This is a genomic window from Streptomyces sp. NPDC088354 (genome assembly GCF_044753585.1).
Taxonomy (GTDB): domain Bacteria; phylum Actinomycetota; class Actinomycetes; order Streptomycetales; family Streptomycetaceae; genus Actinacidiphila.
Map to the genome: position 1 here is coordinate 618292 of NZ_JBIVNJ010000001.1, position 23159 is coordinate 641450.

Genomic DNA, 23159 nt, shown 5'->3' on the forward strand with positions numbered 1-23159 from the left:
TCGGAGAATGACGCACACCCCGCCCACCGCCAACAGCATGCGCCGTGCGCTCAAGCGTGCCCGTGACGGCGTCGCACTCGACACCGCCGAGGCCGCGGTGCTCCTCCAGGCCCGGGGGGACGACCTGGCCGATCTGATGGAGAGCGCCGCCCGGGTGCGGGACGCGGGGCTGGAGGCGGCGGGGCGTCCCGGCGTCATCACGTATTCCAAAAGTGTGTTCATCCCGTTGACGCGGCTGTGCCGGGACAAGTGCCACTACTGCACCTTCGTCACGGTGCCCGGCAAGCTGCGCCGCGCCGGCCACGGGATGTTCATGTCCCCGGACGAGGTGCTGGACATCGCCCGCCGCGGCGCCGAACTCGGCTGCAAGGAAGCCCTGATCACCCTCGGGGACAAGCCCGAGGACCGCTGGCCCGAAGCGCGCGAGTGGCTGGACGCGCACGGCTACGACGACACCCTGGCCTACGTCCGCGCCATGTCGATCCGGATCCTGGAGGAGACCGGACTGCTGCCGCACCTCAATCCCGGGGTCATGAGCTGGACGGACTTCCAGCGGCTCAAGCCGGTCGCGCCGTCGATGGGCATGATGCTGGAGACCACGGCGACCCGGTTGTGGTCCGAGCCGGGCGGGCCGCACTACGGCTCGCCCGACAAGGAGCCGGCGGTGCGGCTGCGGGTGCTGGAGGACGCGGGGCGCAGCTCGGTGCCGTTCACCAGCGGGCTGCTGATCGGGATCGGCGAGACGTACGAGGAGCGCGCGGAGTCGCTCTTCGCGCTGCGCCGGGTCGCGCGCTCGTACCACGGCATCCAGGAGCTGATCATCCAGAACTTCCGCGCCAAGCCGGACACGGCGATGCGCGGGATGCCGGACGCGGAACTGGACGACCTGGTCGCCACGGTCGCGGTCGCCCGGCACATCATGGGGCCGGCCGCGTGCCTGCAGGCGCCGCCGAACCTGGTGGACGCGGAGTACGCGCGGCTGATCGGGGCCGGCATCGACGACTGGGGCGGGGTCTCCCCGCTCACGCCTGACCACGTCAACCCCGAGCGCCCCTGGCCGCGGATCGACGAGCTCGCCGAGCACTCGGCGGCGGCAGGCTTCGCGCTGCGGGAACGCCTGTGCGTCTACCCGGAGTTCGTCACCCGCGGCGAGCCGTGGCTGGACCCGCGGCTGCTGCCGCACGTCCGGGCGCTGGCCGATCCGGAGACCGGACTGGCCCGTGAGGACGCGGTGGTGCGGGGCCGTCCGTGGCAGGAGCCCGACGAGGCCTTCACCGCCACCGGCCGCACCGACCTGCACCGCACCATCGACACCGAGGGCCGCACCGGCGACCGCCGCGACGACTTCGACGAGGTGTACGGCGACTGGGAGGCGCTGCGCGAGCAGGCCGCCCCGGGATTCGTCCCGGACCGCATCGAGGCCGATGTCCGCACCGCGCTCTCCGTCGCCGCCGACGACCCGACCAAGCTCACCGACGCCGAGGCGCTGGCGTTGTTCCATGCCGATGGTGCGGCGTTGGACGCGCTGGCGCGGATCGCGGACGACGTGCGGCGGGACACCGTGGGCGACGAGGTGACCTATGTGGTCACCCGGAACATCAACTTCACCAACGTCTGTTACACCGGCTGCCGTTTCTGCGCCTTCGCGCAGCGCCGTACCGACGCGGACGCCTACACCCTGTCGCTGTCGCAGGTCGCCGACCGGGCCGAGCAGGCCTGGCAGGTCGGCGCGACCGAGGTGTGCATGCAGGGCGGTATCCACCCGGACCTGCCGGGCACCGCCTACTTCGACATCGCCCGCGCGGTCAAGGAGCGCGTGCCGGGCATGCACGTGCACGCCTTCTCGCCGATGGAGGTGGTCAACGGCGCCACCCGCACCGGGATGTCGATCCCCGAGTGGCTGGCCGCGGCCAAGGACGCCGGTCTGGACTCCATCCCCGGCACCGCCGCGGAGATCCTCGACGACGAGGTCCGCTGGATCCTGACCAAGGGCAAACTGCCCACCGCCACCTGGATCGAGGTCGTCAAGGCCGCACACGCCCTGGGACTTCGCTCCTCGTCGACCATGATGTACGGGCACGTCGACCAGCCCCACCACTGGCTCGCCCACCTGCGGCTGCTCGCCCGGATCCAGCAGGAGACCGGCGGCTTCACCGAGTTCGTCACCCTGCCCTTCATCCATACCAACGCCCCGGTCTACCTGGCCGGCATCGCCCGCCCCGGCCCCACCGGACGCGACAACCGCGCCGTCACCGCGATGGCCCGCCTGCTGCTCCACCCGCACATCACCAACATCCAGACCAGCTGGGTCAAACTCGGCGCCGACGGCGCCGCCGAGATGCTCCGCTCCGGCGCCAACGACCTGGGCGGCACCCTGATGGAGGAGACCATCTCCCGCATGGCCGGCTCCAGCTACGGCTCCTACCGCTCCATCCGCGACCTGGTCGCCATCGCCGAGGCCGCCGGCCGCCCCGCCCGCCAGCGCACCACCACCTACGGCCAGGTCCCCGCCGAACGCATCACCACCGGCCTCGCCTCCGACGGCCACCTCCCCGAACTCCTGCCGGTTCTGGAGGACTGACTCCCCCCGGACGTCCGGCATGTGCCCGGAACGCCGCCGCGAGTGACCGACCACATTCCTTCCGTGGTCGGGAACCGACCGTTCGTGGTCGATTACAGTGCTGGCGGCGAACGGCGAAGGAGGCAGTGGCATGGGCGGGGCCGTATGGGGGCGCGTCGAGCAGCAGGACTTCCGCAGCCGGGTCCGCGGGTGCCTGCTCGGGGGCGCGATGGGCGACGCGCTCGGCGCGGGGATCGAGTTCGACTCCCTTGCCGCCATCCGGGAGGCGCACGGCGAGAAGGGCGTCACGGACTACGTCCCCGCCTACGGCCGGCGCGGCGCGATCACCGACGACACCCAGATGACCCTCTTCACCGCCGAGGGGCTGATCCGCGCCCAGGTGCGCCGCGACACCGGCACCTGGCACCCGCCCACCGACATCCACCGGGCGTACCGGCGGTGGGCCGCCACCCAGAGCGACTGGGGCCCCGACGAACGCCGCAAGGACATCGGGTGGCTGGCCCGCGAGGAATGGCTCTACTCCCGCCGCGCACCCGGCCGGGCCTGCCTCACCGGGCTCGGCGACGACCGGATGGGCACCCTGGACCAGCCGAAGAACCCCACCTCCAAGGGCTGCGGCACCGTGATGCGCTCCGCGCCCTTCGGGCTGCTCGTCGGCTGGGAGCCGCAGCTCGTCCTGCAACTCGCGCTCGAATGCGCCGCGCAGACCCACGGCCACCCCACCGGGGTCCTGGCGGCGGGCGCCTTCGCGGTGATCGTCCACGGGCTGGCCCGCGGCGAGGCCCTGGACGGCGCGGTGCAGCAGGCACTCGCCCTCATCGCGCGGCGCCCGGGGCACCAGGAGACCTCCGCCGCCCTGCAGGCCGCGCTGGGCGCGGTACGCCAGGGCCTGCCCGACGCCGCGCGGGTGGAGGCCCTCGGCGAGGGCTGGACCGCCGAGGAGGCCCTCGCCATCGGTGTCTACTGCGCGCTGGTGGCCGAGGACATCCGGCACGGCCTGCTGCTCGCGGTCAACCACTCAGGCGACAGCGACTCCACGGGATCGATCTGCGGCAACCTGCTGGGTGTCCAGCACGGTGAGACCGCCCTGCCGCCGGCCTGGCTCGCCGAGTTGGAGGGCCGGGGCACGATCCTCCAGCTCGCGGACGACTTCGCCATGGAGATGACGCAGTCCCCGGCCCTGCACGGGCCGGGGGGCGTCTCGGCGGCGTGGCTTGAGCGCTACCCCGCCGCCTGATCCCGCCGCCTGAGCCCGGCGGAGGACCGGCCGGGCAGCCCGGCAGCCCGGCGTCAGGCCGTGGCCGGTGTCTCGGGCACGGCCTCGGCGGCCGCGCCGTCCCCGTCGTCGTCGGAGTTGATCCGGGCCAGGACGGCGTCCCGCTCCGGGGTGTCCTCGGGCCTGACGAAGCCGATGAGCACGTACAGGACGAGCGAGACGGCCAGCGGCGTCACGATCTGGATCTGCAACTGGACGCCGTCGAGGCCGTAGTTGGTCAGCCAGAAGGCGAACAGCCCCGCCGCCCACGACACCAGGGCCGCGGTCGGGCCGGACTTGCGGAACGGCCGCAGCAGACCCAGCATGAACGGGATGGCGATCGGGCCCATCAGACCCGCCACCCACTTGATGACGACCGTGATGATGTCCTTGAAGGCCGGCGAGTTGACCTGGGTGGCCACCGCCATCGACAGGGCGAGGAAGGCCACGGTGGTGACCCGGGCGGCGACCAGCCCGGCCCGATCGCTCCAGGAACGCGCAGCCTTGGACAGCACGGGCGCGATGTCGCGGGTGAAGACGGCGGCGATCGCGTTGGCGTCGGAGGAGCACATGGCCATCGTGTGCGAGAAGAAGCCGACGACGACCAGGCCCAGCAGGCCGTGCGGCAGCAACTGCTCGGTCAGCAGCGCGTAGGAGTCGGAGGCGTCCGGCTTCTGCGCCTGCACCAGCAGCGGGGCGACCCACATCGGGAAGAACAGCACGAGCGGCCAGACGAACCACAGCAGCGCCGACAACCGGGCCGAGCGCGTGGCCTCGCGGGCGTTGGCGGTGGCCATGTAGCGCTGGGCCTGGTTCCACATGCCGCCGTTGTACTCGAAGGTCTTGATGAACAGGTACGCCAGCAGGAACGTCAGCGTGTACGGGCCGGCCGTCGGGGCGGTGTGGTTGTCCGGCAGCTTGTCCCACACGGTCCACAGTCCGCTGATGCCGCCGATCTTCCCCAGCACCGCGATCAGCATCGCCAGCCCCGCGAGCAACTGGATGACGAACTGCCCGAGCTCGGTGAGGGCGTCGGCCCACAGGCCGCCGACGGTGCAGTAGACGGCGGTGACGGCGCCGGTGATGAGGATGCCCTGGTTGAGGGAGACGCCGGTGAAGACCGACAGCAAGGTGGCGATGGCCGCCCACTTCGCGCCGACGTCCACGATCTTCAGCAGGACACCGGAGACGGCGAGCGCCTGCTGCGTGGGCACGTTGTAGCGGTTCTTCAGGTACTCCAGCGGGGAGGCCACATGGAGCCGGGAGCGCAGCCGGTTGAGCCGCGGCGCGAAGAGGCTCGCGCCGATGGCGATGCCGATGGCGATCGGGAAGGACCACGTCACGTACGAGGTGACGCCGTAGGTGTACGCGATGCCGGCGTAGCCGGTGAACATGACCGCGCTGTAGCCGGACATGTGGTGCGAGATGCCGGACAGCCACCACGGCATCCGGCCGCCGGCGGTGAAGAAGTCGCCGACGTTGTCGACACGTTTGTGGGACCACAGGCCGATGACGACCATCACGCCGAAGTACGCGACCAGTACGGCCCAGTCGAGACTGTTCATGCCTTGTTGCCCCCTTCAGGGGTCCGCCTTGTGAACGGGTGCGTACTTCGCCGGTACGTCCGTCGCGGGGCGGCGCCCCAGATTGAACCGCGCGGTAGGGGCATGGTCAAGACCAGTCGCGTTCAAGAGTATGAACCACGATCAGATGGCAGAATTGTTTTACTTGTTCTTGACCTTACTTGACGTTGTCGTGAACACGCCCGGCGGCTCACGATGGGCGGGTACTTCGCCGGAACGACCCGTTGTCCTCCCCCGATGCCGGCGCATCGCTCTGCCCGCGTCCACCGGCGGGCCGCGGCCTCCTCCCAGGGAGGGGGGCGGCGGGGGCGGGCATGGGAGGTCCGGGGCAGCAGTGAGCCCCCTCGGCCAGGACGGCGTGCCGGTCGAGAGGGCCCGTGCGGGTACTGCGTGGTGCTCAGTCCAGGTCGAAGGCTCCGCGGCTGACGTCCGTGACGAACGCCGACCAGGCATCGGGGGAGAAGCCGAGGGTAGGGCCGTCGGGGTCCTTGGAGTCGCGGACGTCGACGGCGGACAGGTGGCGGGACGCGACCTCGACGCAGGCCCCGTTCCCTTGGGAGCGGGAGGACTTGACCCACGCCTTGGTGTTTCCGAGCTGAATAGCCATGATCGCTCCGAGCTTTCTCATTCGTGCAGCTCTGACGTGATCGAAGCTACTCGCCAACATCACCTGCCACAGCCGCCGTTAGCTCCAACGGGTGGCATATTCCAAGTTCACCTTCCGCCTCGCGGTGGCGCGGGTGTACGCTCCGGGGCCGCTGGTGCGCGAGGGTGGGTTGGGCCTGTGTCCCTCGCGCCCGCCCCCGGCCTGACGCACCGTCAGCGCGCGTACTCCTTGGCCGCGTCCGCGATGAACAGGCGGCTCGCCTCGGCGCTCAGCGCCTGCGCCCTCAGGTGCTCGTACATGACGCTGTAGCCGTGCACGTCGGTCGGCTTCTCCAGGTAGAGGTCGCTGGTGACGCCCTCGATGTAGACCACGCTGGAGTCGGTCGCGTCGGCGAACTCCAGGATCGCGAAGTTCCCGGACATGCCCGGGTGCGCGCCGGCCTCGTAGGGCAGCACCTGCACGGTCACGTGCGCCTGGGTGCTCATCTGGGCCAGGTACTCCAGCTGTTCGCGCATCACGTCCCTGCTGCCGACGACGCGGCGCAGCGCGGACTCGTCCATGACGACCCAGAAGCGCAGCGGGATGTCCGGGTCCGTGACGCGTTCCTGCCGGCGCAGCCGGATCTCGATCCGCTTCTCGATCTGCTCGGGGGTGGCCTCCGGGAGGGTGCCCTCGATGACCGCCGAGGCGTAGTTCCGGGTCTGCAGCAGGCCGGGCACCACCAGGGAGTCGTACACCCGCAGCGACTCGGCCTCGGTCTCCAGGCCGATGTAGACGCTGTAGGGGACGTCGCCGAAGGCGTGCCACCAGCCCTGCTGGCGGGACTCGCGGGCCATGTTCATCAGCGAGTCGACCAGGCGGGCGTCGTCGACCCCGTACACGCCGCACAGGTCGCGGACGTCGCGCTGGCTGATGCTGCGACGGCCGTTCTCCAGGCGGCTGATCTTGGACTGCGAGACGAGCAGCCGGGCCGCCACCTCCTCGGCCGTCATCCCTTTCTGTTCGCGCAACTTGCGCAGTTCCGACCCGAGTCGGCGACGCCTGACGGTGGGATTGACGTTGGCGGCCACGGGATGCGCACCTCCGGTTGCGAGCGGCTGCTGTTCTGCGCTGAGTTCCGCGCTGACGTGTACTGCTGGTCAGCAGACTGCCACTATCGGTCATCCCACCGCTGGGAAATGGTCGTATGCTGCGCTCTTCAAAAGAGCCGACAAACGGCAACGGCACGCGGGCCGGAGGACCGGGCGAACCGGTTCCCCGCCCCGCGTGCCGTTGGCGCGCTGGCTGTGCTGTCGTCGGTGCCGGGGCCCTGACCCCGGCACCGCGGGTTCAGCGGGCGCCCGCCCGCACCATGCCGTGGCCCGTCGCCCGGTCCGGTGCGGGGCGCCCCTGGGCCGGGGCGCGTTTGGGCGGTGCGGCGGCGCCGTTCTGCACGTCCATCACGGCGTGCGCGACGAGGCCGCCCATGGGGTCGTACCGGATCAGGTCACGCAGACGCGATCGCGAGGACCGGCCCTCGTTGCCCGGGTACAGATGCTTGCCGAGGCCCACGGCATGGGCGATCGCGGCGAGGGCGGCGGTCCGCGGGTCCGGTGGCACACCGGTGCGGATCGCGCTGTCCAGCCGGGCCCTGATCTCCCGGCTGACCTCGCTGTCGGTCGCCTGATAGCGCGTGGTCGGCAGCACCCCGCACATCTGACCCGGTACGGCATGCACCATGCCGCACCGCTCCAGGTGCGCGAGATACGTCTGGCGCAGCCCCAGGCGGGGCCCGCCGATCCAGTGGACGGCGCGCACCGGGCTGCCGCGTCGGCGCAGCAGTTCGAGCGCGGAGTCCAGGGTCGGATCTCCTGTCGGCCGTGGGTGCACCACGGCGATACGATCCCCGTCAGGGGCTATTCGTCCTGCGAGGGCCAGCTCCACTAGCTGGGCCCCGGCAAGACCGAGGTCAAGAGACTGCGGCTGCGCCGTGGTACCCGTGGCCGGGTCCAGGGCGAGCAGCAACAGCTCCTCCGGAAGTGTTCTGCGGCTCCTGCCCATCCATGCCTCCCCGCGTGGATGAATGACAGGGTGACGCCTCTCACACCGGCCTGTCGAGAGCGCCTTGCCCGTTCGTGCGGGAACCGACTCATATGTCGTTTGCGTCTTGGACCGGGGCGGCGCCGTCGTGGGGACGGCCGAGGCGCCCCGTCGGCGGGTCCCTCTGAGGCTGATCGGCCGGGGCCTGGAAACTGGTGTAAGGGTGAGCGGGGCGCCGCGGCGGCGCTCCGCACGACGTGTGGAGGAGGTCTGCGTGGCGGGCGAGTCCCCCGGCAGGGCGGATCAGCAGAAGTCGTCGGGGGAGGCGACCGGGCGCGGGGCGGTGGATCCGAGGCTCGCCGTCCTCCGAGGGGGGCCGGCGGAAACGTCTCCGGACGCCCCGGAGCACGCGCCGGAGCCGCCCGCGGCGGACCGGGCGGACACGGAGGCGGAACCCGAGCGGCGTAGTTCCGGTACGCCGGACGGCGGAGCGGCTGTGGACGGTGTCGCGGAGGCGACTGCGCAGGACGCGGAGGAGGCCTCCCCGGCGGACGACGGTGAGGGGCCCGCGGAATCCCGTACCGACGCCGCAGGCGCGTCGGGCGCCCCCGCGGCCGTGCCCGCGGATGCCCGGTCCGGGCAGGACCGCCGGGAGGACACGACCGCCCCCGGCGCCGAGCCGGCCGACGGCCCCGAGGACGCCCCTGAGGACGCCGGTGCGGCAGCGGAGGCCGCCGACGGCTCCGAGGGGCCGGACGACGCTCCGGAGGGCGCCACAGCGGCGTCTGAGGAGCCCGCCGACGCGGCGGGCGACACCGACGGCTCCGCCGGCGCGGACGCGGACGACACCGACGCGACCGACGCGGGCGACGACGACGTCGCGGACGAGACCGACGCGGACGAGACCGACGCGGACGAGGCCGACGCGCCCGCTGCCGGAGCGGACCGCGAGGGCACCGGCGACGAGCCCGCGGCCGCGGAGGACGACGAGGCCCCCGCCGGGGACGACTCCGGGGACACCGGCCAGGCGACGGCCCCCGCCGCGGACGACGGCCCCGAGGACGGCTCCCAGGACGCCCCGCGCCGTGTCAACGGCGGAGGGGGCGCGTTCGGGGGCCCCGGTGGTGGTCCGCGGACCGGCGAGGGCACCATGACGCTCCGCGCGCCGCGCGCGGACGGCGCGGACGCGCCGCCCCGGGAGGGAACGCTCACCCTCAGGGCGCCCGGCGCCCCGGCCGCCCCGGCCGCCGCGCCGGAGAAGGACCGGGCGCGCGACGCCGGCGACGCCGGCAAGGCCGTCGTACGCCCCTCCGCCGCCGCTCCCGTCGCGACGCCGGCCCGGCCCGGCGGAACGTTTGTCCCCCTGGTCGGCGACGAACGTCCGGCCGAGGACCTGGGCTCGCGTACGAAGCAGATGCCGCTGCCGCTGCCGCTGCCGCCCGAGCCGGACGAACCGCTCAAGCTGCTGGCGGAGCTGACCAACACCCCGCCGCCGGCCGAGACCCCGCTGCGCACCACCGTGCGCCGGGTGAAGATCTGGACCCCGGTGGTGCTGCTGCTGGCGGTGGTCTTCGTCCTGGTGCAGGCGCTGCGCCCGCTGCCCGCGCCGGCGCTGACGCTGACGGCGAAGTCCTCGTACACCTTCGAGGGCGACGAGCTCTCGCTGCCGTGGCCCGCGCAGGGCCAGGCGGTCGTGGAGGCCGAGGGCCTGGGCCGGCTGGGCGCGTTCGGGCAGGAGAAGCCCGTGCCGATCGCCAGCGTCGCGAAGGTCATGACGACCTACGTGATCCTGCGCGACCACGCCATCAAGAAGGGCGGCGAGGGCGAGACGGTCCCGGTCGACGAGAAGGCCGAGCAGCAGTTCGTCAGCGGCCAGGCGGAGCAGGAGTCCGTGGTCAAGGTGACCGCCGGGCAGAAGCTCAGCGAGTACGAGGCGCTGGAGGCGGTCATGCTGCCGTCGGCGAACAACGTCGCCCGCCTGCTGGCCCGCTGGGACGCTGGGTCTGAGGCGGCGTTCGTGAAGAAGATGAACGCCACCGCCAAGCAGCTCGGCATGCGGAACACCCACTACACCGACCCCAGCGGTCTGGAGGCGACCACCGTCAGCACGGCGAGCGACCAGGTGAAACTGGGCCACGCCGCCATGAAGGACCCGGTGTTCGCGGAGATCGCCACCAAGATCCAGTACACGGACATCAACGGCGACGTCCAGAAGAACTACAACCAGCTCGCCGGCTACAACCACGTCGTCGGCATCAAGACCGGCACCAGCACCAAGGCCGGTGGCAACCTGCTCTTCGCGGCGGTCCGTGAGATCGGCGGCACGAAGCAGCTGATCATCGGGGCGATGCTGGGGCAGCACAAGGCGCCCATCATCGACACGGTGCTCGACCGCAGCAGCACCCTGCTGCAGGCCGCGCTGGACACCCTCACCTCGGACACCGTGATCAAGAAGGGTGACGTCGTCGGCTACATCGACGACGGCCTCGGCGGCCGGACGCGCGTCGTGGCCGCCAAGGACGTCACCGCGATCGGCTGGACCGGGCTGAAGGTCGACATCTCCGTGGTCGGCGCCAAGACCGGCATTCCGCACAAGGCGCCGGCCGGAACCGCGATCGGCACCCTCACCGTCGGCAACGGCGACAGCAGCATCAAGGTCCCGGTCACGCTCGGACGCGACCTGACCGAGCCGTCCTTCGGTTCGAGGCTCACCCGCCTCGGCTGACCAGGCTCCCCGCGCAGGCGGGCCGGCCGGACCGCTACACGTGGTCCAGCCGGCCCGCCTTCGCCTCATCCACCAGTGAGCGGAACTGGTCGGAACTCATCCGCACGCGCTGCCCGAAGTCGTCGGTCAGGACGACCCTCTGCTCGGGCGGCGCGCTCTCGTCCACGTACAGCGTGGGGCAGCCGCAATCGCAGTTGCCGCAGAACACCGCCACTTGTTCCATCGGTCCACCTCCAGCGTCATTTCCGTGTACCGGGCGTCAGGAGCGGCATACCCAGGGTGACGGCGGTTCAGGCGGACAACTCGCGTTCCAGTGGTGTCCGGAAGCGGGGGGTGACGCGTGTGCCGCCCAGCCAGCCGCTCAGCCGGGCCGCCTCCTCCCCGACCGCCGCGGCCGCCTCGCGGCCGGGGTCGGTGAACAGGCGGTGCACGACGGTGCCGTCCGCGCGCTGGGCCCATCCGCCGACGACCCGGCCGTTCCACCACACCGTGGGGCCGATGTTGCCCGAGCGGTCGAAGAGCGCCGCACGGTCCGCGGGGTCCTCGGGCAGGTACCAGTCGCGCCCCCGCCAGCCCATCGGCGTCGGGTCGAGCGCGGGCAGCAGCGCCGCCCACGGCCCGGGGTCCGGCTCCGGCCCGGTGTCCTGCGGCAGGACGTAGCCGGTGCCCTCCGCCAGTCCGACCGGCTCGGCGCCGATCGCCTTCAGCGCCGCGCGGACCTCGGTGAGCGTCCACCCGGTCCACCACTTCAGATCGGCCTCGGTGCCCGGCCCGTAGGCCGCCAGCCAGCGCCGCGCCAGCTCCGCCCGCGCCTCGCCGGCCGGTGTCCGCGGCGGGACCGCGCCGGCGGCCCAGCGGTACTGACTGCTCGTCCAGCCGCCCAGCGGGCGCCGCCGTACGATCCGGCCCTCGGCGGCGAGCACCCGAAGGACCCGGCTCGACACGTTCTGCGTGGCCTCGTACGGCTTGCCGCGGGCCACCACCACCTGTTCGCGCAGACGCGGGACCCGTTCGGCCAGTTCCGCGGCGGTGGCCTCCGTGCCCCCGGCGAGTGCGGTCAGGACGGCCCCCTCGACCTCCGCCAGCCACCGCTCGTCCCAGCCGCCGCCCTCGGCGAGGAAGGTCAGCAGTTTCCGGCGTTCGGCGGCGGCGATCGCGTGGGCCGCCGCCTCGTGGACCACCGGTCGTGCGGCGGCCGTGACCACGAACATCGTCCGGCGCATCGCGAGCAGCCGGATCAGGCTGCGTTCCTCGTAGAGGGCGTGATCGATCGCCGCCGGGTCCGGGACGCGCATCCGCGCCGCGGCGGACAGGTAGACCGTGGCCGGGTCCGTACCGTGCAGGGCGACGAGCGACTCCGTGGCCTCCTCCGGCCGTTCCGAGCGCCCCCCGGCGGTCAGCCGCTGCCGCGCGGCCATCCGGTGCCGCCGCTCCCGCGCCCCGATGTCGCGCCGTGCGCCCATGGCTCACCCCCGTCGTGGTCCGGCGGCGCCCGGCCGGGCGCCGCGACCTCATCGTGGCACGGGCCACCGACAGCGCCCCCGGTGCCATGTGACGCGGATCACATCGCCCTCGCCGGAAGTTCCCGCCCAACCCGCGTAAGACGCGGGGCCGTTGACGCTCTCACCCGCGACGGAAGGCACACCGGACCGCGGCACGGCACCCCCGGAGGACCCAGCCATGCTCACCGACATCGACCACATCGTCCAGGCCCGCCTGCACACCCCGGAGTCCGGGCCGGAGGGCCACGAGATCACGGCGACCCTGCGCTACCACCGCGACGACCCGCTCGCGGCGCGAGTGGCCTTCCCGGCCTCGGTGTCGCTCGACGGCGCCGAGGTGACCTGGGTCTTCGGCCGCGGCCTGCTGACCACGGGGCTGTACGAGCCGGCCGGCGAGGGGGACGTCCACGTCCGCCCCGCCGGCCCCGACCGCACGGTGCTGGAGTTCCGCGCCCACCAGGGCGTCGCCCTGGTGGAGGTCGCCACCACCGACCTGCGGATCTTCCTGGCCCGCGTCTACGAGGCCGTTCCGCCCGGCCACGAGTTCCGCGGCGTCGACATGGACGCCGTGGTCGCCTTCCTCCTCGGGGAGGAGTGAGGCGGCCACGGCGCGGGTGCGGGGCGGCCGGGTTCAGTCCGCGAGGGACCGGAAGCCGCGCAGCCGCAGGGAGTTGCCCACGACGAACACCGACGAGAAGGCCATCGCGGCGCCCGCGATCATCGGGTTGAGCAGGCCCGCGGCGGCCAGCGGCAGTGCCGCCACGTTGTAGCCGAAGGCCCAGAAGAGATTGCCCTTGATCGTGCCCAGGGTGCGGCGCGACAGCCTGATGGCGTCCGCGGCGACCCGCAGGTCGCCCCGGACCAGGGTCAGGTCGCTCGCCTCGATGGCGGCGTCCGTTCCCGTGCCCATGGCCAGCCCCAGGTCCGCCTGGGCCAGGGCGGCCGCGTCGTTGACGCCGTCGCCCACCATGGCGACCGAGCGGCCCTGCGCCTGGAGCCGCCGGACGACGGCGACCTTCTCCTCCGGCATGACCCCGGCGACGACGTCGGCCGCGTCGATGCCGACCTCGGCGGCCACCGACCGGGCGACGGCCTCGTGGTCCCCGGTCAGCAGCACCGGGGTGAGTCCGAGTCCGCGCAGCATGGCCACGGCCCGGGCGCTGGTCGGCTTCACCGCGTCCGCGACGACCAGCAGGGCGCGCGGCCGTCCGTCCCAGGAGACGGTCACCACGGTGCCGCCCAGCGCCTCGGCCTCCGCCTTGGCGAGGACCAGCTTCTCCGGCAGCGGTGCGGGCGGCGCCTGGCGGCCGACGGTGACGGCGCGACCGTCCACGGTGCCCTGGACACCGAGCCCGGGCAGCGCCCGGAAGTCCGCCACGTCGGGCAGGTCGCCGGCGCGCTCCAGGGCGGCCGTGGCGACGGCCCGCGCGATGGGGTGCTCCGAGGCGTGCTCCAGGGCGCCGGCCAGCCGCAGGACCTCCTTCTCCCGCTCGCCGTCGGCAGTGTGCACGCCGGTGAGGGTCATGACACCGGTGGTGACCGTTCCGGTCTTGTCGAGCACGATGGTGTCGACCCGGCGGGTGGTCTCCAGCACCTCGGGCCCCTTGATCAGGATGCCGAGCTGCGCGCCGCGTCCCGTGCCGACCATCAGGGCGGTCGGCGTGGCCAGCCCCAGCGCGCACGGGCACGCGATGATCAGGACGGCGACGGCCGCGGTGAACGCCGCGACGGGGCCCTCGCCCAGCGCCAGCCAGACGCCGAGGGTGCCCAGGGCCAGCAGGATCACGACGGGCACGAAAACCGCGGAGATGCGGTCGGCCAGCCGCTGGGCGGCGGCCTTGCCGTTCTGGGCGTCCTCCACGAGCCGCGCCATGTGCGCGAGCCGGGTGTCCGCGCCGACCCGGACGGCCTCCACGACCAGCCGGCCGCCGGCGTTGACGGTCGCGCCGGTGACGGTGTCCCCGGGACCGACCTCGGCGGGCACCGACTCACCGGTGAGCAGGGCCGCGTCGACGGCCGACGTCCCCTCCCGTACGACGCCGTCGGTGGCGATCTTCTCGCCGGGACGGACCACGAACAGGTCGCCCACCGCGAGGTCCGCGGTCGCGATCCGCGCCTCGCGCCCGTCGCGCAGCACGGCGACGTCCTTGGCGCCCAGCTCCATCAGGGCGCGCAGCGCGGCGCCCGCACGGCGTTTGGAGCGCGCTTCGAAGAAACGCCCGGCCAGGATGAAGGCGGTGACGCCGGCGGCGACCTCCAGGTAGAGGTTGGCGGAGCCCTCGCCGCGGGCGACGGTCAGCTCGAAGGGGTGCTTCATGCCGGGCATCCCGGCCTCGCCGAAGAACAGCGCCCACACCGACCAGCCGAAGGCGGCGAGCGTGCCCAGCGAGATCAGCGTGTCCATGGTGGTGGCGCCGTGCCGCAGATTGGTCCAGGCGGCCCGGTGGAAGGGCCAGGCGGCGTACGTGACGACCGGCGCGGCCAGCGTCAGCGAGAGCCACTGCCAGTTGGTGAACTGCAGGGCCGGGACCATCGCCATGGCGATCACGGGCACGGCCAGGGCGACGGCGGTCACGAGGCGCTGCCGCAGGGTGGTGAGCTCGTCGGGCGCGGACGGCGCGGACGGCGCGGAGGGGTCGGCCGCGGCGTCGCCGGGCGACGCGGCGCGGGCCGGCGGCGCGGGCAGGGCCGCGGTGTAGCCGGTGGCCTCCACGGTGGCGATGAGGTCCGTCACGCCGATGCCGTCGCCGAACGCGACCTTGGCCTTCTCGGTGGCGTAGTTGACGGTGGCCGTGACGCCGTCCATCCGGTTGAGCTTCTTCTCCACCCGTGCGGCGCAGGAGGCGCAGGTCATCCCGCCGATCTCGAGTTCGAGCTCGGTGACCGCGGCCGCGGCGGCCGGCGGGAGGACCTGCGGGCGATCCGCGGGAGTCATGCCCTGCCGACCAGCTCGTAGCCCGCCTCGTCGACGGCGGCGCGGACCGCGTCGTCGTCCAGCGGGGCCGCGGAGACGACCGTGAGCAGACCGGTCTTGGCGTCCACCTCGATCCCGGTCACGCCGGGGAGGGCGGAGACCTCCTTGCTGACCGCGGACTCGCAGTGACCGCAGCTCATTCCGGAGACGCTGTAGGTGACAGACATGGATTCTCCTTGTGCGTAAGTGCGTGTTCCGGTGTGCGGCGAGGATCGCGCCGTCGCCCACCTGATGACCCCATCATACCCCCTAGGGGTATGAGTGACGTAAAGCGCGGGCCGGCGTGCGTCCGGGCGTACGGGCCGGCGGCGGCCGGCTGCGGTGAAGGGTGCCGGGCCGGCCGGACCTGCGGCCGCGCGATGTCCGCCCGGGGCGATCACGCATGCGGTGCCATGACGCGCGATTCCTGCGCGAAGCATTGATGCGACGCTCGATTCCGCTGTAGCGTCACCGGGGTCGCGTCATCGGCCGCACAGGAGGCAGCGCCCATGTCCATCGACCGCACCCGGCTGCGCGCGCTGCTAGCCCGCGAGACCGCCGACGCCGTCGCCCGCAACCCGAAGTCGCGTGCCGCCTACGAAGCGGCCGACCACCTCTTCGGGCGGGTGCCGATGACGTGGATGAACAAGAACGCCGGTGCCTTCCCCCGCTACCTCGCCGGGGCCCGCGGGGCCCGCGTCACCGACATCGACGGCCATGAGTACGTCGACTTCTGCCTCGGCGACACCGGCGCCATGGCCGGGCACTCCCCGGAGCCCGTCGCCGCCGCCGTCGAGCGCCGCTTCCGCGAGCAGGGCGGTGCCACCGCGATGCTGCCCACCGAGGACGCCGAATGGGTCGGCGCCGAACTCGCCCGCCGCTTCGGCCTGCCGCGCTGGTCGTTCTCGCTCACCGCCACCGACGCCAACCGGTGGGCCATCCGGCTCGCCCGGGCGGTCACCGGCCGGAGGAAGATCCTCTTCCACAGCTACTGCTACCACGGCAGCGTCGACGAGTCGCTGATCGTCACCGGCCCCGGCGGACGCGGCGGCGTCAGCCGCCCCGGCAACGTCGGCGCGCCCTGCGACGTCACCGCGACCAGCCGCGTCGCGGAGTTCAACGACCTGGAGGGCCTGGAGCGCGAACTCGCCCACGGGGACGTCGCCGCCGTCCTGATGGAGCCCGCGCTCACCAACATCGGCATCGTGCTGCCCGAGCCCGGCTACCTCGACGGGGTCCGCGCGATCACCCGCCGGCACGGCGTCCTGCTGATCAACGACGAGACGCACACCTTCTCCGCGGGTCCCGGCGGCGCCACCGCCGCCTGGGGCCTCGCCCCGGACATCCTCACCATCGGCAAGGCCATTGCGGGAGGCGTCCCCGCCGGCGCCTACGGCCTGTCCGCCGAGCTCGCCGACCGGCTCCTCGGCCGCGGCGACCTCGACCTCGTCGACATGGGCGGCGTCGGCGGCACGCTCGCGGGCAACGCCCTGTCCGTGGCCGCCATGCGCGCCACCCTCGAACACGTCCTCACCGACGCGGCGTTCGAGCGGATGGCCGCTCTCGCCGCCCGCTTCGCGGACGGGGTCGCCGACGCCGTCGTCAAGCACGGCCTGCCCTGGTCCGTCAGCACCCTCGGCGCCCGCACGGAGTACCGCTTCGCCTCGCCCGCCCCGCGCACCGGCACCGCGTCCGCGGCCGTCGCCGACCCCGCTCTGGAGGACTTCCTGCACCTGTGGACGGCCAACCGGGGCGTGCTCATGACGCCGTTCCACAACATGGCCCTGATGTGCCCGGCCACCACCGCCGCCGACGTCGACACCCACACCGCCCTCTTCGCCGACGCGCTGGCGGAACTGGCAGGCTGACCCCGTGGACGACATCGACCGCGCGATCCTCCGCGAACTCCAGACCGACGGCCGCATCCCCTACGCCGACCTCGGCCCCAAGGTCGGGCTCTCCCCGTCCGCGGCGCGCCAGCGGCTGCAGCGGCTCGTCGAAGGAAAGGTCGTGCAGGTCGTCGGCGTCACCGACCCGATGGCGATGGGCGGGCAGGCCATGGCGCTGCTCGGCCTGCGCGTCGACGGCGACCCTCGGGCGGTCGCCGACACGCTGTCCGCCCGCGACGAGGTCGTCTACGCCGTGCTGACCGCCGGGCCCTACGCCCTGTTCGCCGAGGTCGTCTGTCCCGGCCCGCCCGAGCTGCTGGACTTCGTCAACGACGTCGTACGGCCCCTCGACGGCGTGGTGGGCGTCGACACCTTCCCCTACTTCGGCATCCACACCCACCGCTTCCTGTGGGACGTGGGCTGACGCCGGCCGGTCAGCCCTTCGGCACGACCCGCAGCGCGCGGTACTCGTATCCGTCCTGGAGGAAGCCCGGGGCCTCCCACTCCAGTACCACCGGCTGACCCGCCGACAGCGTCCGGAAGCCGGCCATCTCGATGTCGCTGTAGTGCGCGAAGCAGCCCCCGGGGGTCTCGGCGCAGTCCAGCACGCCCCAGCCCTCTTCGTCGCTCCACTCGCGTACGGTCGCGTTCGCCATACAGCCGAGCGTAAGCGCCCGCGCGGTACCCGGCCCGCGCTGTTCACCCGCACCGCCGCGGCACCGCCCCGGACGTGACGGAGCCCGGGGGCGCATCCGGCTCCCGGGCTCCGGGGATACCGCCCGATTGCGCACACCGGCGGCGGCCAAGAGCCGCGGATCGTGGTGAGGCCCCGCGTGCTCCGCCTGTGCGCCACCGCGCCACGGAGAGGCGCAGAGGGGACGTGAACCCCCAACTGCCACCCCTGGACCGGCTTCGACGTCCAGTGTCAGCTTGCGCTCTCTTGGGGCTACCCGAACAGGTGGCCGAGGACGGCGTCGCCCACGCGCCGGTCCGTGACCTCCGCGCCGTTGGCCTCCTCGCGGGCGAACTTGACGGCCTGCGCCGGGATGTCCTCGTAGTCCACCTCGACCTGCGCCGGGTGCCTCTCGGTGGCCTCCGCATTCCCGTGGAGCGGGGCACCTTCCTGGTGCGGATCGTGCGCACCGGCTCGGTCTTCCGGCAGTCCGCGGACGGGGCCGGGTGCCAGGACCCCGCGGTGTCGGGCACCGGGAGCTTGCGCACGAAGGTGTGCAGGTCCGTCAACTGCTTCTCCGGGAGGAGCGGATACTGCGCCGGCACCTGCGCCGGCACCACGAGGCGGTCCACCACCGCATCCGCGCCGCGGCGGATGCGGAAGGCGCAGAGCCGGACGTCAGGCCGCGGACGACAGGTCCTGCTCGGCCCAGATGGTCTTGCCGTTGTCCTCGTAGCGCGTCCCCCAGTGCCGGGTGAGCGAGGCGACGATGAACAGACCGCGGCCGTTCTCGTCCTGGAGCCGGGCGTGCCGCAGGTGCGGGGCGGTGTCGGCGGCGTCGGACACCTCGACGGTGAGGTTGAGGTCGAGGATCAGGCGCAGCCTGATGGGCCCGACGGCATGGCGGACGACGTTCGTGGCGAGCTCGCTGACGACCAGGTCCGTGACGGGGACGTGCTCCTCCAGCCCCCAGTGCGCCAGCCGTTCCCGTGCCGCCTCCCGGGCCTGCGGGACCGAGGCGGCCTCGGCCGGGAAGGTCCAGGTGGCGATGCGGTCCGGGTCGATGCCGCGCAGCCTGGCCACCAGCAGTGCCGCCCCGTCCTGCGGGGTGCCGCGCAGCAGCCGGTACGCGACCGCGTCGCAGATCTCCATCGGCGCGGTCGTGGGGTCGGACACCACGTCGCACAGCCGGCTGAGCCGCTCGCCGGCCTCGGCCGGGTACCGGTTGGCGACGCTGTCCGAGTACAGCGTCAGCAGGCTGCCGTCGCGCAGCTCGGTGGTCACCATCTCGTGCGGGGCGCCGCGCCCCAGCGGTGCCCCGCGCGGCACCTCGAGCGTGCTGACGGCGCCCCCCGGGGTGGTCAGCAGGGGCCCGTCGTGCCCCGCGGAGGCGGCCGAGCACTGCCGGGTGATCGGGTCGTACGTCACGTACAGGCAGGACGCGGTGAACGGCGCCCGCCCGTGGTGCAGGGTGGCCGGGTCCGCCTCCTGCTCGCGGGCCAGGTTCTGGGCCACGTCGTCCAGGTGGGTGATCAGCTCGTCGGGCGGCAGGTCCATCGCGGCGAGGGTGGAGGCGGCGGTGCGCAGCCGTCCCATCGCGACCGACGCGTGCAGGCCCTCCCCGGGCACGTAGCCGATGACCAGCCCCACCCGGCAACTGGACAGCGGGAGCACGTCGAACCAGTGGGCGCCGTACCGGCCCGGCAGGTAGCAGTGCGCGGGCTCCACCGCCGCGACCTTCGGTGGTGTGCGCGGCAGCAGGCTGCGCTGGAGGGCCGTCGCGATCGTGTGCTCACGGGTGAAGCGGCGGGCGTTGTCGAGGCAGAGCGCGGTGCACGCGGCGAGCTGCGTGGCCAGCGCCAGGTCCTCGTCGTCGAAGGCGCCCGGGTGCGAGCCGTTCCGGTAGAAGCTGGCCAGGCCCATCACCAGCCCGTGCACGGTCAGCGGCGTCACGATGAGCGAGCGCATCCCGCTCTGGGCGATGAACTCCGCCCGCACCCGGTCGTGGAGCAGCCACCCGCCCTCCTGCGGGAGCACGCCGACCAGCCGCGGCTGCATGTCGTTGAGTGCCTGCGTGTACGGGGTCGGGAACGCGAAGTAACTGGCGCCGCCCATCGGGTAGGCCCCGACGTGCCCCTCCCGGGCCTTGAACCCGGCCCGCCGCATCGGCAGCGTGGTGGCGATCGGGCCCATGGGGGCGTCCCCGCTGAGCACCGACTCCAGCAGATCGACGGCGACGGCGTCGGCGAAGCCGGGAACGGCCACGTCGGCGAGCTCCTGGGCGGTCCGCAGCGCGTCCAGGGTGCTGCCGATTCTCGCGCGGGCGACGTTCAGCAGGTCCATGCCCCGCCGGACCCGCCCCTGCCCCGTCACGTCATGGAACACGCAGGCCGCGCCGATGGTGTGTCCCCCGCCGTCCTGCAGGTGGTACCCGGCGACGTCGTACTCGTGCCGGTGCTCGGGGTCGCCCCCTGGGTACGCGGCGACGGGACGTTCCACCAGCGCGCCGGTGGTCCGCAGCGCCTCGCGCACCACCGGTGACAACGGGATGCCGGAGTCCAGCTCCTCCAGCTGCGCCCCGATCACGGACCGTGCCGGCATGCCGCGCATCCGCAGTGACGCGGGGTTCGCGCGCAGCACCCGCAGATCGGCGTCGTACACCTCGAGCCCCGCCCGCGACTGGTCGAACAGGGCTTTCTCGAAGCTGCCCGTGGCCTCCGCCACGGGGCCGGCGCTCATGTCCGCGCCCGGCCGTCTCGTCGTCGCGGCGCCATGGATGACCTCGGCTCCTCGGGTACGGCTGAAACCACGCTCTCAGTAAATACACCGCACGCCGGGCTCCGCCACCGGAGTGGGACGGGCGGGGCGCACGACTGAAAGACGCTTTGCGGGAGCCGCATTGTCCCCGACGTCCGCAGGATGAAAGAGCGCGAAATGCGGTCGTGGGGAACCGGACTACGCTGAAAAGAATGAGTAAGCGCCGTGATCGCAAGAGCCGTCCCGAGAGCCATGGCAATGAGGCGTACACGCATCCCGCGGCCGGCTGGGGAGCGGCGAAGAGCGTGACGCGTGTGCTCCTGCGCGAACGCGCCCTGATCGACGGGCCGCGCGCGATCTTCCTGATGAACCACGAGAACGGCGGCTTCGACTGCCCCGGATGCGCCTGGCCCGACGACACCAAGGGCCTCAGGCTCGACATCTGCGAGAACGGCATCAAGCACGTCACCTGGGAGATGACCCCCAAGCGCGTCACCCGAGAGTTCTTCGCCGCGCACACCGTCTCCGAGCTCGACGGGTGGAGCGAGTTCGCCCTGGAGGACCAGGGCCGGCTGACCGAACCGATGGTCTACGACCCGGACACCGACACCTACGTCCCCATCTCCTGGCAGGGCGCCTTCGACCTGATCGGACGGACACTGCACGACCTGGACAGCCCGGACGAGGCGGCTTTCTACACGTCCGGACGGCTGGGCAACGAGGCCACGTTCCTCTACCAGTTGATGGCCCGGGAATTCGGCACGAACAATCTGCCGGACTGCTCCAACATGTGCCACGAGGCCTCCGGGCGCGCCCTGCAGGCGGCCCTGGGAACGGGAAAGGGAACCGCCGACCTCAAGGACTGGGAAAGCGCCGACGCGCTTTTCATCATGGGCGTCAACGCGGCCTCCAATGCCCCGCGCATGCTCACCGCCCTGGCCGAGGCGTACCGGCGGGGCGCTCAGATCGTGCACGTCAACCCGCTCGTCGAAGCGGCCGCGACGCGGACCATCGTCCCGCACGAGATGACCGACATGGCGCTGTTCAAGCCGACCGGGACCAGCACCCTCAATCTCCAGGTGCGCAGCGGCGGCGACATGGCGCTCCTGAGGGGCATCGCCAAGGCGGTCCTGGAAGAGGCCCGGCACGACCCCAAGGCGGTCGACCGGGAGTTCGTCGACCGCTACACGGACGGTTTCGAGGAGTACCGGGCCGTCTGCGAGGCGACCACGTGGGACGAGCTGGAACGCCAGTCGGGCCTCCCGCGCGCCGACATCCTCAAGGCCGCCGACGTCTACTCCCGCTCCGACCGGACCCTCATCAGCTGGTGTCTGGGGGTGAGCCAGCACGAACACGGGGTCGACACCGTCCGGGAGATCGTCAACGTCCTCCTCCTGCGCGGCAACCTGGGCCGTGAGGGCGCCGGACCCTCGCCCGTGCGCGGTCACAGCAACGTCCAGGGCAACCGGACCTGCGGCATCGACCACCGGCCCACCGCGCAGTTCCTGGACCGCCTCGCCGGCGTCTGCGGCATCGACCCGCCCCGCGAACACGGACTCGACACGGTCGGCACCGTCCGGGCCATGCACGAGGACCGCGTGAAGGTCTTCATCGGCATGGGCGGCAACTTCGTCCTGGCCGCGCCGGACACCGCCTACACGCGGGAGGGCATGGCGCGCTGCGAGCTGACCGTGCACGTCAGCACCAAGCTCAACCGCAGCCATCTCGCCCACGGCCGGCGCGCGTTGATCCTGCCGTGCCTGGGACGGACGGAGAGGGACTTCCAGCAGCGCGGCATTCAGGCGACCTCGGTCGAGGACTCCATGAGCATGGTGCACCTCTCCGTCGGCATGAAGAAGCCGGCCTCCCCGCACCTGCTCTCCGAGCCCGCGATCATCGCCGGCATGGCCCGCGCCGCCCTCCCCGGCAGCACCACTCCGTGGGAGAGCTGGATCGAGGACTACGACCGCATCCGCGACACCATGGCCCAGGTCCTGGACGGCTTCGAGGACTTCAACCGCCGCGTCCGCCTGCCCCTCGGCTTCCGTATCCGCCAGCCCGCACGCGAACTGGTCTTCCTCACCCCCAGCGGCCGCGCCGAGTTCTCCGCCGCGCCGCTGCCGGACACCGTCCCCCGGGACGGCGCCCTCGTCCTGCAGACCATGCGCTCGCACGACCAGTGGAACACCACCATCTACTCCGACGACGACCGCTACCGCGGCATCACCGGACTGCGCACCCTGGTGTTGATGAACGCCGACGACATGCGCGCCCGCGGCATCCGCGACCGCTCCCTCGTCGACATCACCAGCACCTCCAAGGACGGCACGCGCCGGCAGCTGACGGGCTACCAGGCCATCGCCTACGACCTCCCCGCGGGCTGCGCCGCCGGTTACATGCCGGAGATGAACGTGCTCATCGGGGCGGCCGACTACAGCACGCAGAGCGACCAGCCGCTGATGAAGAGCGTGCGGGCGCACATCGTCCCCTCCTCACCCCCCGACGCTCCCAGGCCCGTCGCCGCTGAGCCGGCCGGTGCCGTCCCGTGAGGCCCCCGCGTGGCCCACGGAGGTCACGCCCACCCCGCGCCACCGGAAGGGTCCCCACCGGTTGCT

At 72.7% G+C, this 23159-nt stretch carries 17 protein-coding genes and 1 pseudogene; 7 read left to right on the forward strand and 11 right to left on the reverse strand.

The annotated features are described in order from the left end of the window. Positions 1 to 7: 7 nt before the first annotated feature. A complete protein-coding gene (locus ACIP98_RS02905) occupies positions 8 to 2581 on the forward strand; it encodes a bifunctional FO biosynthesis protein CofGH (RefSeq protein WP_401973344.1) in 2574 nt (857 codons plus the stop codon). A 130-nt stretch (positions 2582 to 2711) separates the two neighbouring features. Then, positions 2712 to 3818: an ADP-ribosylglycohydrolase family protein gene (locus ACIP98_RS02910; RefSeq protein WP_319663029.1), complete on the forward strand. Its 1107-nt coding sequence runs from the start codon at positions 2712 to 2714 to the stop codon at positions 3816 to 3818. A gap of 53 nt (positions 3819 to 3871) precedes the next feature. Here the strand turns inward: ACIP98_RS02910 and ACIP98_RS02915 are convergent, their stop codons facing one another. From ACIP98_RS02915 to ACIP98_RS02930, 4 genes are all read right to left on the reverse strand, one after another. Next, positions 3872 to 5401 carry a sodium:solute symporter family protein gene (locus ACIP98_RS02915; RefSeq protein ID WP_401973346.1) on the reverse strand — a complete coding sequence of 510 codons (1530 nt, stop codon included), beginning with the start codon at positions 5399 to 5401 and terminating at the stop codon, positions 3872 to 3874. A gap of 415 nt (positions 5402 to 5816) precedes the next feature. Beyond that, on the reverse strand, positions 5817 to 6026 hold the full coding sequence (locus ACIP98_RS02920) for a DUF397 domain-containing protein (RefSeq protein WP_319663031.1): 210 nt from the start codon (positions 6024 to 6026) through the stop codon (positions 5817 to 5819). Between the two features lie 212 nt (positions 6027 to 6238). Next, entirely contained in the window at positions 6239 to 7096 is an 858-nt protein-coding gene (locus ACIP98_RS02925) for a helix-turn-helix transcriptional regulator (protein ID WP_319663032.1), read from the reverse strand. Between the two features lie 259 nt (positions 7097 to 7355). Continuing rightward, a complete protein-coding gene (locus tag ACIP98_RS02930; protein WP_319663033.1) occupies positions 7356 to 8066 on the reverse strand; it encodes a GPP34 family phosphoprotein in 711 nt (236 codons plus the stop codon). A 475-nt stretch (positions 8067 to 8541) separates the two neighbouring features. Here ACIP98_RS02930 and ACIP98_RS02935 point away from each other — a divergent pair, with 475 nt between their 5' ends. Next, positions 8542 to 10770, forward strand: a complete 2229-nt coding sequence (locus ACIP98_RS02935) for a D-alanyl-D-alanine carboxypeptidase (RefSeq protein ID WP_401973348.1) — start codon at positions 8542 to 8544, stop codon at positions 10768 to 10770. Between the two features lie 34 nt (positions 10771 to 10804). On the opposite strand, the gene ACIP98_RS02940 is transcribed toward ACIP98_RS02935, so the two are convergent. Both ACIP98_RS02940 and ACIP98_RS02945 read right to left on the reverse strand, forming a co-directional pair. Then, complete coding sequence (locus tag ACIP98_RS02940; protein WP_319663035.1) at positions 10805 to 10993, reverse strand: hypothetical protein; 189 nt, start codon at positions 10991 to 10993, stop codon at positions 10805 to 10807. A 67-nt stretch (positions 10994 to 11060) separates the two neighbouring features. Beyond that, positions 11061 to 12233: a winged helix DNA-binding domain-containing protein gene (locus ACIP98_RS02945; protein WP_401973350.1), complete on the reverse strand. Its 1173-nt coding sequence runs from the start codon at positions 12231 to 12233 to the stop codon at positions 11061 to 11063. A gap of 217 nt (positions 12234 to 12450) precedes the next feature. On the opposite strand from ACIP98_RS02945, the gene ACIP98_RS02950 reads away from it, so the two are divergent. After that, the gene (locus ACIP98_RS02950; protein WP_319663037.1) at positions 12451 to 12870 is read left to right on the forward strand and encodes an SsgA family sporulation/cell division regulator; all 420 of its coding nucleotides are present in this window, start codon (positions 12451 to 12453) and stop codon (positions 12868 to 12870) included. A gap of 33 nt (positions 12871 to 12903) precedes the next feature. Here the strand turns inward: ACIP98_RS02950 and ACIP98_RS02955 are convergent, their stop codons facing one another. Continuing rightward, complete coding sequence (locus ACIP98_RS02955) at positions 12904 to 15207, reverse strand: heavy metal translocating P-type ATPase (protein ID WP_401973351.1); 2304 nt, start codon at positions 15205 to 15207, stop codon at positions 12904 to 12906. After that, positions 15204 to 15413: a heavy-metal-associated domain-containing protein gene (locus ACIP98_RS02960; protein WP_319663039.1), complete on the reverse strand. Its 210-nt coding sequence runs from the start codon at positions 15411 to 15413 to the stop codon at positions 15204 to 15206. Before ACIP98_RS02960 ends, ACIP98_RS02955 begins: the two co-directional genes overlap by 4 nt. A gap of 321 nt (positions 15414 to 15734) precedes the next feature. Between ACIP98_RS02960 and ACIP98_RS02965 the strand changes: the two genes are divergently transcribed. Further along, a complete protein-coding gene (locus tag ACIP98_RS02965; protein WP_319663040.1) occupies positions 15735 to 17093 on the forward strand; it encodes a transaminase in 1359 nt (452 codons plus the stop codon). Positions 17094 to 17097: 4 nt separating this feature from the next. Further along, a complete protein-coding gene (locus tag ACIP98_RS02970) occupies positions 17098 to 17538 on the forward strand; it encodes an Lrp/AsnC family transcriptional regulator (protein WP_319663041.1) in 441 nt (146 codons plus the stop codon). 10 nt (positions 17539 to 17548) lie between these two features. On the opposite strand, the gene ACIP98_RS02975 is transcribed toward ACIP98_RS02970, so the two are convergent. From ACIP98_RS02975 to ACIP98_RS02985, 3 genes and pseudogenes are all read right to left on the reverse strand, one after another. After that, the gene (locus tag ACIP98_RS02975; RefSeq protein WP_319663042.1) at positions 17549 to 17770 is read right to left on the reverse strand and encodes a cold shock domain-containing protein; all 222 of its coding nucleotides are present in this window, start codon (positions 17768 to 17770) and stop codon (positions 17549 to 17551) included. A 290-nt stretch (positions 17771 to 18060) separates the two neighbouring features. Further along, a pseudogene (locus tag ACIP98_RS02980) lies at positions 18061 to 18431 on the reverse strand (hypothetical protein); the annotation flags it as partial. 34 nt (positions 18432 to 18465) lie between these two features. Beyond that, positions 18466 to 20526, reverse strand: coding sequence for a SpoIIE family protein phosphatase (locus tag ACIP98_RS02985; RefSeq protein ID WP_319663043.1), 2061 nt, complete (start codon positions 20524 to 20526; stop codon positions 18466 to 18468). 230 nt (positions 20527 to 20756) lie between these two features. Here ACIP98_RS02985 and ACIP98_RS02990 point away from each other — a divergent pair, with 230 nt between their 5' ends. Next, on the forward strand, positions 20757 to 23093 hold the full coding sequence (locus ACIP98_RS02990; protein ID WP_401973352.1) for an FdhF/YdeP family oxidoreductase: 2337 nt from the start codon (positions 20757 to 20759) through the stop codon (positions 23091 to 23093). Positions 23094 to 23159: the final 66 nt, after the last annotated feature.